We start from the raw sequence: 8,001 nt of genomic DNA on the forward strand, positions 1-8,001 counted from the left end.
GAACCTATCCGCTCAGCACCGCAAGATCCACCGTTTCAGGCCCTTCTTCCCAACCTAGAACGAATGTCACCATCGACATTCCGAAAGGGAACGGTTAGCCGCCGTCGTGTTAATCGGGCGCTGCTCGTGCTCCTTGCCGTCACCGGCCTCGCCGGAGCGATGATCGTCTCCTCCTTCATCCTCTGACTTCAGCCCAGAAAGCAGACGAGAGCGGACGGCACCACTATTCGTTCCGTTGATACCCGACAGCCGCAGTGTCCCGTGAGACGTTCGGCTTGCGGGCGACCCACGGCCTCAAACTGTCTCATAACCGAAGCGCCTCGAAACCCATGCGTTATGAAACTCTCAGGCCCAGCCGGCCTCAAGTGCGCTTTGTCCAAAGTAGGTTGACAAAATATCCGGCTCGCCGATCGCCAGATCTGCGTATTCACCGTGTCCAGGGATGGCAATTTATCCGAACTGGACTGTCACGTGACAGTCAGCGTCGATCTAGAGAGCGGGCGACGACGACGGCTTGGAGGGGGTCGACCTGCTGTTTCTCGGACGTTCGATCGAGACCACACCGCTCGGAAGGTCGCCCGTCGTGAGGGCCTGCGCCAGCGCCAAACGAGCGCCGCCTAGATCATCACGAAGTCGCGCAATCAACAACATCGCCTCATCGAGTTCGCCACGCAGCTGACCGTTGTCCGTTTGCAACCGTTCCATCGTCACAATGGTTTCCACATTGTCAACGCGCGGTGACGCATCCAAGAGCAGCAGCTGTTCGCCCAAGTATCGAGCCCTCCCCGCCTCCAGCTTGGCGACCTTCGCCAAGAGATCTTCGATCTCAGCACGTTGTCGAAGCACCTTGCGCATCAGCGTCGACTTGTCGGCCGAGCGGCCCGCATCCAGGTCGGCCTGGTCGCTCTGAACTAGGAGTTGGGCGGCGGATTGGCGGAGGGTCAGCTGTTTCACTCGGGTGTGGAGCTCGGTGTGGCTATGGATGAACTCGCGAGAGACCCCCGCGGTTCGCGCGACTGCCGCGACCGACACTATGGCGTCCTGATCGGCGAGGGTGTTAATCGCGGCCAGCACGGCTTCTTGTTTGGAAAGCGAGACTCGGGCGTGATGGGCGCGGAGTCCCTCTGTGCTGCTGTTAGTCATCAGGACTCTCGAAGAATCTGTCGCAGGTCGATCCGCCGGCTGGCGGTCGCTCGGCGGCGTATGCCGGCCATGTGGGTGAGCGCACTCTCGATCGCGAGCCGGTCTGGCTCGGGGAGCCCGGCGATGTAAATGTCGATGCCGGCGATGATTCGATCGCAGTCGCTGATGCGGGATGTGTAGTGGTCGATCATGTGGCTGTCGGGAGCGATGATCGAGACCCGCTCGACCTGCGCTTTCAAGTAGAGGCGTTTCGCCGCGAGACCATCTTTTTCGAATGGATCGATGAGGAAGAACGGGCACGATTCGCAAGCGTGCTCCAGAGCGCAGTTGTGTCCGCCCGCTGCGACGTTGCTCGCTTCGGAACAAGTGCCGAGAGAGACGGCGATTTTCCCGAACGCATCGCGTTCCCTGTCGATTACCACCGGTAACCCTAGGAAGTTCAGGCGCCGTGAGGGCAATGCAGAGAGCGCGTGCCGTTGACGTCTGGCTGTGATCCGGAAGTAGCCCATCGTGGTTTCGTAGCTCTTGTGGCCCATCCATCGTTGCAGGTCCTCGGCTTGAAACGTGGATCGACCGTTCTCATCAGTGGCATCCGCATGGCGTTGTGCGAATGCGTGTCGGAAAGCGTAGGGATCGATAGTCGAGAGGTCAAAGTAGATGAGGTTGCCCTCAACCCCTTCCACTTCGCCCGGGAACGGAGCTTCACGCTCGATCACGGAAACGAAGTCGCTCATGCGGTCGACCAGGAAGGAAGCAGATCGCGGCTTGTCCTTGCGGCTTTCGACGGCCGGGAATAGCCAGTCCGATTCGATTTCGTGTTCCTTCTGGATATTCACCCATTCTCGAATTGCATCGTGGACGTCTTGGTGGATCGGCAGCCTGGGCCCAGGCCCGTAAGGGGCCTTCACTCGGTCCCAGTCGAGGTAGGCCTGGCCCGCGCTGTCGTAGCTGATGCAGTCGCGTCGCAGCCGCATGGTCTCGCTTGTACGGCGCCCGCAGCGCTCCTGCATGTAGAGCATCATCTTCGCTTCGAGCGTCCGATAGGGCGTGGTTCGTCTAACGAGATGGAGGTGATCCATCATCCAGTCCACGATTGGTTGAGGAACGAATCGGAATGACTCGTCGCTATCTCTACCGCTTCCGCTTATGGTTCCGGTCGATCGATGACGCGCGGGATCGAGAGTGAAGTTCGCCGGAATCCTCGACCAGATGGGCAGGAATTCGGAGTTGAGCCGAGAGAACGAGAGAACGGCGCGCATAGCGGCGATGTGAGTTCTCTGCGACTGGTCTGATGGCCAGCGGGTCCGTATAGCGGCGACGACGGCGTCGATGTCTTTTCTGCCGAGCGCCGTGGGCGGTGTCCCGCGCTGGCTGAGGATTCGGTCGACCAGGGGCGCGAGCGCAACAGTGTTCTGGACGCGGTTTCTGCCGTGCGGGCCGGCTTCGAGGAGGTAGGAATGGATAGAGTCAGCCCACCAATCCAGACGGAGATGTGTCAGGTCGAAGCTAGCTGTGCGGCTAACTACCTTCACCGAGGGCGTCAGGTCGAGGTCACTGTAAAAGTAGAGCCCTCGGGGGCGGAGCTCGGCACCAAGCCACTCACGCTGAGCTTCGTCGATTCGGACCTGAAGGTCACGGATGAACCCAGCGAAGTTCGTATGGGTTGGTTCAAGCCCGAGCTCTTTTCGTCCCACCACGGTCGCGGTGTTAGAGCGTCTTAATGCTTGGTAGGCGGTGCGGAGCATGAGCGGGAGCATCTGAGTTTGGGCGTCGACGTCGCGTTGCTGGACGGCGAATAGCAGCTCGAGCCGAACGGTGGGGTTCAGCAAGTGGAATGGTGTCGCACCGAGTTCCGCATAGGAAGACGTTGCCTCAGAGTCGAGGGGCACTTCAAAATGATTGTTGAGCCAGAATTCAACGGAGTCGTCGTCGGAGGAAGGCTTTGGTAGCCGCTTTCGCCATTTCCGCCAAGTGCCCTCGTGCGGGTCGCAGAGGCCGCTGGAGTTGTGCGCATCGTGATGACACACCAGAGCAACGCAGCGCGGACGCGGAGGGAGTGGCTTTGGGTTGCGGTCCGCGATCCAGGCCTCTTTTGACTCTTCGCCGGTCTTCTTCCGCCATTGCCAAAACCCACTTCGGTGGGTGGAGCAAAGCCCGGTGGTGAGGGCTGTGCGCTGGCAGTCCAAAATTCCGCAGTCCATCACCCGAGCGTGGCGCACTCGTGGGATCGCAAGCCAAGCATCCAGATCGAACTGTGCACCAGCAATGTCTTTCGCTGCTTTTCGTTCGTTGAAGCAAATCGGGCACAGCTTTGACTGAACTCGCACGTCGCAGCCCGCTTTCGAGCATCGCGATAGAAAGGTGCTCGGATCATCGGGGTCGGGCACGTAAAGCAGTGTCTCGGGGTCGAATTCGCCAGGTCGCCAATCGAGCCGAATGCGCGACTGTAAGTAATCCGTCCACGACAAGCGCGGCCTCGGATTCGGGTGGTTGTCGAGCGGTGGGACAACTGCAAGATCGGTCACGTCAATCGGCTTTCATGTCGAATCGGCGGGAAGGAAGGGTCATGAGCGCCTGCAGCTTCGCGGCCTCCATGTCGTGCGTGTAGACCTTCGTCGAATCCGCGCTGCGGTGTCCGAGTAGGGCTTGAATAACGGGAGCCGGCTGAGGCTCGCAATCGATACCGCGAGCTAGGCGGGTGGCGAACGTGTGCCGCAGCATATGTGGCCCGGTCAGCGGGAATCCGATCTCGCGCCCGCACCGCTTCACGAGGCTAAGAACCCTCGAATACTTCATGGCATCACCCTGGCTATCACTGGAGGTGTAGAGGTTCACAAGCATGTGCGGCGACGAATCACGACTCCCGAGGATCGCATCGCGCTCGATGACGTAGTCGATGTATGAGTCCACGAGGTGCTGCCGGGTGTACAGCGTGCGGGCCTGTCCCTTTGCGCGAGCGCCGTTGGTGACCGGGTTGTTCATCCGCACGTGAAAGTGCGGATCTCGCAAAGCACAGCCTGAGCTCTTGCTGCCTCCGCCGAGATGCATATCACGGGTGAACAGTGACAGTGCCTCGCCGGAACGTACCCCAGTGAAGTACATGAGATCGATCAAGAACCTGTCGCGTTTTCGCAGGGTGAGCTCTTCCAACCTTTCACGAGGTCCGGCTTCGCTGATCCATTCCTTGCCCAAGTCATCCGTTGAGTCGTGCCGGCTAATCAGACGAGGTGAAGTGACCCGGCGCCTACTTCCATGCTCGCCGCCGCCTGCCGTACCGGCCGCGTAATATTTCACCTCCGACATCTGAGGTACGACCCGGGACGTGATTAGATCCCGACTATCGGCCCACTCATAGAACGCACGCAGTGCGACAAAGGAGATGTCGACCGAGCGTGGTTTCAGGGCTCCATCGGCCGAGAGGGCTCGCCGCCACAGGACCATGTGAGCTAGGGAAGCAGCCCGCCAATCGACCACTGGCGATGTCCAGCTGAGGTAGGCAGCAACGCGACGGCCATAGCTCTTGATCGTGTTGGGTGATCGACCGAGATCCGCGAGCGACGTGAGCCAGGAGGACGCGATATGGAGATCGTCATTTCGGTCGAGGATCACGTAGCGATTAGCTCCGTCAGGGAGAGTCGCGACGTCCAAGTGGTAAGGATGAGCATCTCGCATCGTCCGACCGTAGCGTGCGGCGCCGACATCCGTCATCGACCGGGCCGATATTCATCGGTGCTGACTGTTGATGACGCCTCTTAAGGATGGCTAGATAACCGACGGGTCCCGATTGCACGTGGTCATCCCGGATATCACGCGCACGTTCTGGGCGGTGAATATTCGCAAATTCACCCGGCGGATCCACGATCTGAATCAGCTCGTGGCACTGGGTTCTCTCACGAGCCAGGCGGCAGAATTCCTGCGAATGTGTGTACTGAGCGGCCAGAACATTCTCGTGTCCGGCGCCACGCAGACGGGGAAGACGACCATGCTCAACGCCCTGCTCTCGGCGACCAGACCGACGGAACGAATTGTGACGGTGGAGGAGACCTTTGAACTCGACCTGAGCGCCCGGGACGTTGTGGCGATGCAGTGCCGGCAGCCGAGCCTTGAGGGCTCGGGAGAGATCACCCTCCGGCGGCTCATCAAAGAGTCCCTCCGGATGAGACCGGACCGGCTGATTGTGGGCGAGGTGCGCGAGGCGGAGAGCCTCGACCTGCTCATCGCCTTGAACAGCGGGCTGCCCGGTATGTGCTCCATTCACGCGAACAGCGCCCGTGACGCCCTGGCCAAGCTCTCGACTCTGCCCCTGTTGGCCGGGCGCAACATCGACTCCTCCTTCGTGCTGCCTACGGTAGCGGGATGCATCGATATCGTCGTGCACTGCGAGATCGACCGGCACGGTCGCCGCCGAGTGACCGAGATCATCGCACCGAGCGGTCGGCTGTCCGGGGCGATGATCGAGGCTAGTCCGTTGTTCCTCTCGACGCACGGCCAACTCGAACCGACCGGCGGACACCCCACGAAGCTGGCCAAATTCCAGTCCAGCGGGCTCGATCCGGCCACCATCCTCCGCGAGGGGACGGCTGCATGACACTCGTGTTGGGTTGCCTGCTCGGCGCCGGGCTGCTCCTGCTCGCCTCGCCGATATTGTGGCCGGCCGGTACGAAGGCGCGGTCACGTGGCTCGACTGTCCTGGCCGGCCTGCGAGGTCAGCTCGCGCAGGCCGGCCTCGCCTCCGTGCCGGCGGGCGTCTTCGTGGCCGTGGTCGTTCTCGGGAGCCTCGCCATGGCCGGGCTGGCGCAGGGCATCTTCGCGGTGAGCGCGCTGACGGTGGTCGCCGGAATCGTCGGTGCGGCGCTCCCCGGGTTGGTCGTGTCCTGGCGGGTGAGGGGCCGGCGCCGAGCCAGTCGAACCGTGTGGCCCGATGTCGTTGATCATCTGGTCTCGGCCCTGCGGTCAGGGCTGGCGTTGCCCGACAGCGTGAGCAGCCTGGCGGCATCCGGTCCGGTGCCAACTCGCCGTGCATTTGCTCGATTCGAACGTGAATATCGCGCCACCGGCAACTTCACCTACTGCCTGGATGAGCTCAAACGCGGTCTGGCCGACCCGATCGCTGATCGGATTCTCGAGACGCTCCGCATGGCGAGGGAGGTCGGCGGCAGCGACGTGACACTCGTTCTGCGTAACCTCGCTGCCTGGCTCCGGCAGGATGCCGCCATCCGCTCAGAGGTCGAAGCCCGGCAATCGTGGGTCGTGAACGCGGCCCGGCTCGGGGTCGCAGCACCGTGGATCGTCCTGGCTCTGCTCGCATCCAGGCCCGAGGCTGCCTTCGCGTACAACACACCGGCCGGCATCGGCGTCATCATCGGCGGCCTCATCGTCTCAGTCATCGCGTACCGGGTGATGATCGCTCTCGGACGACTGCCGGCTGAGCGCCGCTGGTTCGTCTGAGGCACTGTTCCCGGCGCGGACGAAGCCTGGCCCGAGAAAAACGCAGTCGCCGCGGCGAGACAGCCTGACCATCAGGCGATAACCCGGCCGAACATCCGCCTGGGGAAAGACCGACGGTCGGTGCGAGAGCGACCATCGTCAGTCCCGGTCCAGCCTTGACCTCGATTCCACTCGTGGAAGCGGCCTTGGCACGCCTCGTCCGCTCGGCGGCGGCACCTTCGCTGCGTGTCCGACCTCGAACGCAGCCGCGCGCAGGACGGGGCCGCATCCCGAAGAGCTGCCCTGTGGATAACTCGTCGGGGCTTGCATAATCGAGGCATCATGCATCCATGACCGACCAGTGCCCGACCAGAGACGACCGCACGGGACGCCGTCGGTGACCGCGTCACTGGGCTGGGCAGTGCTGCTGGGAACAACCCTGGGCCTGGGGCTCTGGTCACTCGTGAGTGTGACTCCGCGGCTGCGCGGACCGCGGCTGGCCGACCGGGTGGCCCCGTACATTTTGGATGTCTCGGCCGAGGCTCGGTCGTTCGTGGGTCGAGTCTCCGTCGGCCCACTCCCGGTGTTGGGTCATCTGTATGCCCCGGCATTCGGGTGGGCCAAGCGCGCTCTCGCTGGCCTTCTCGGCGGCTCTGACACGATCGAGCGGCGGCTGCGACAATCCGGATCCGCGCATACGGTTGATGAGTTTCGATCGGTGCAACTGGTCTGGGGGCTCGTCGCCCTGGCCGGCGGAATTGTGCTCACCGCGTCGATTCCCGCGGTGCGCGGGTTGCCGCTCTCGGTCCAGCTGGCGCTCCCGGTGCTTCTGGGGATCGGTGGCACTCTCACCCGCGAGTGGTTGCTGCAGCGCGCAGCGACTCTGCGACTGGCGCGCATGCGCAGCGAGTTGCCGACGGTCCTCGAGTTCCTGACCCTGTGTTTATCGGCCGGGGAAGGCATTCTCGATTCCCTGCGCCGGGTGTCTGGAACCAGCTCGGGGGAGTTGCCACGGGAGTTCGCCGGCGTGGTCTCCGAGGTCGGCACGGGTGTTCCCCTCGCCGCGGCATTGCAGTCCTTCGCCCGTGGAATCGACCTACCGGAGGTCACCAGGCTGGTCGACCAGATCACCGGCGCGCTCGATCGTGGGTCGCCGCTGGCCGAGGTGTTACGCGCCCAGGCGCAGGACGCACGAGATCAATCGAAGCGCGTGCTGCTCGAGGTCGCCGGCAAGAAGGAGGTCGCCATGTTGGTGCCACTCGTCTTCCTGATCTTGCCCATGACGATCCTGTTCGCCATATTTCCCGGCCTGGTCGTTCTCCAGGCCGGTTTCTGAAAACCCCACTCGAAAGCTGGACACCATGACACTCTTCGGTCGCCGCGCAGCGAATCGCTGGAACGACGAAACGGGCGACGTGCCACGGCTTATGT

Annotated in this window: 6 protein-coding genes and 1 pseudogene; 4 read left to right on the top strand and 3 right to left on the bottom strand. The window is 62.5% G+C overall.

Translation table 11 applies throughout. The features are described from left to right. Nucleotides 1-63 precede the first annotated feature (63 nt). A complete protein-coding gene (locus JF66_RS25080; protein ID WP_255351543.1) occupies nucleotides 64-186 on the top strand; it encodes a hypothetical protein in 123 nt (40 codons plus the stop codon). A 303-nt stretch (nucleotides 187-489) separates the two neighbouring features. Here the strand turns inward: JF66_RS25080 and JF66_RS16935 are convergent, their stop codons facing one another. The 3 genes from JF66_RS16935 to JF66_RS16945 are packed head-to-tail and all read right to left on the bottom strand — an operon-like array spanning nucleotide 490 to nucleotide 4,791. Beyond that, nucleotides 490-1,143: a DUF6262 family protein gene (locus JF66_RS16935; RefSeq protein WP_035879849.1), complete on the bottom strand. Its 654-nt coding sequence runs from the start codon at nucleotides 1,141-1,143 to the stop codon at nucleotides 490-492. Beyond that, nucleotides 1,143-3,668, bottom strand: a complete 2,526-nt coding sequence (locus tag JF66_RS16940; protein ID WP_156109871.1) for a tyrosine-type recombinase/integrase — start codon at nucleotides 3,666-3,668, stop codon at nucleotides 1,143-1,145. The genes JF66_RS16935 and JF66_RS16940 overlap by 1 nt, the downstream gene beginning before the upstream one ends. Nucleotide 3,669: 1 nt before the next feature. Next, nucleotides 3,670-4,791 carry a tyrosine-type recombinase/integrase gene (locus JF66_RS16945; protein ID WP_197059457.1) on the bottom strand — a complete coding sequence of 374 codons (1,122 nt, stop codon included), beginning with the start codon at nucleotides 4,789-4,791 and terminating at the stop codon, nucleotides 3,670-3,672. A 118-nt stretch (nucleotides 4,792-4,909) separates the two neighbouring features. On the opposite strand from JF66_RS16945, the pseudogene JF66_RS16950 reads away from it, so the two are divergent. The 3 genes and pseudogenes from JF66_RS16950 to JF66_RS16960 all read left to right on the top strand — a co-directional run. Further along, nucleotides 4,910-5,731 (top strand): annotated as a pseudogene (locus tag JF66_RS16950) (CpaF family protein); the annotation flags it as partial. Beyond that, entirely contained in the window at nucleotides 5,728-6,591 is an 864-nt protein-coding gene (locus JF66_RS16955) for a type II secretion system F family protein (RefSeq protein ID WP_035879853.1), read from the top strand. The pseudogene JF66_RS16950 and the gene JF66_RS16955, both read left to right, overlap by 4 nt. A gap of 376 nt (nucleotides 6,592-6,967) precedes the next feature. Further along, a complete protein-coding gene (locus tag JF66_RS16960; RefSeq protein ID WP_035879854.1) occupies nucleotides 6,968-7,906 on the top strand; it encodes a type II secretion system F family protein in 939 nt (312 codons plus the stop codon). Nucleotides 7,907-8,001: the final 95 nt, after the last annotated feature.

The sequence above is a fragment of the Cryobacterium sp. MLB-32 genome, assembly GCF_000738085.1.
Classification (GTDB): Bacteria; Actinomycetota; Actinomycetes; order Actinomycetales; family Microbacteriaceae; genus Cryobacterium.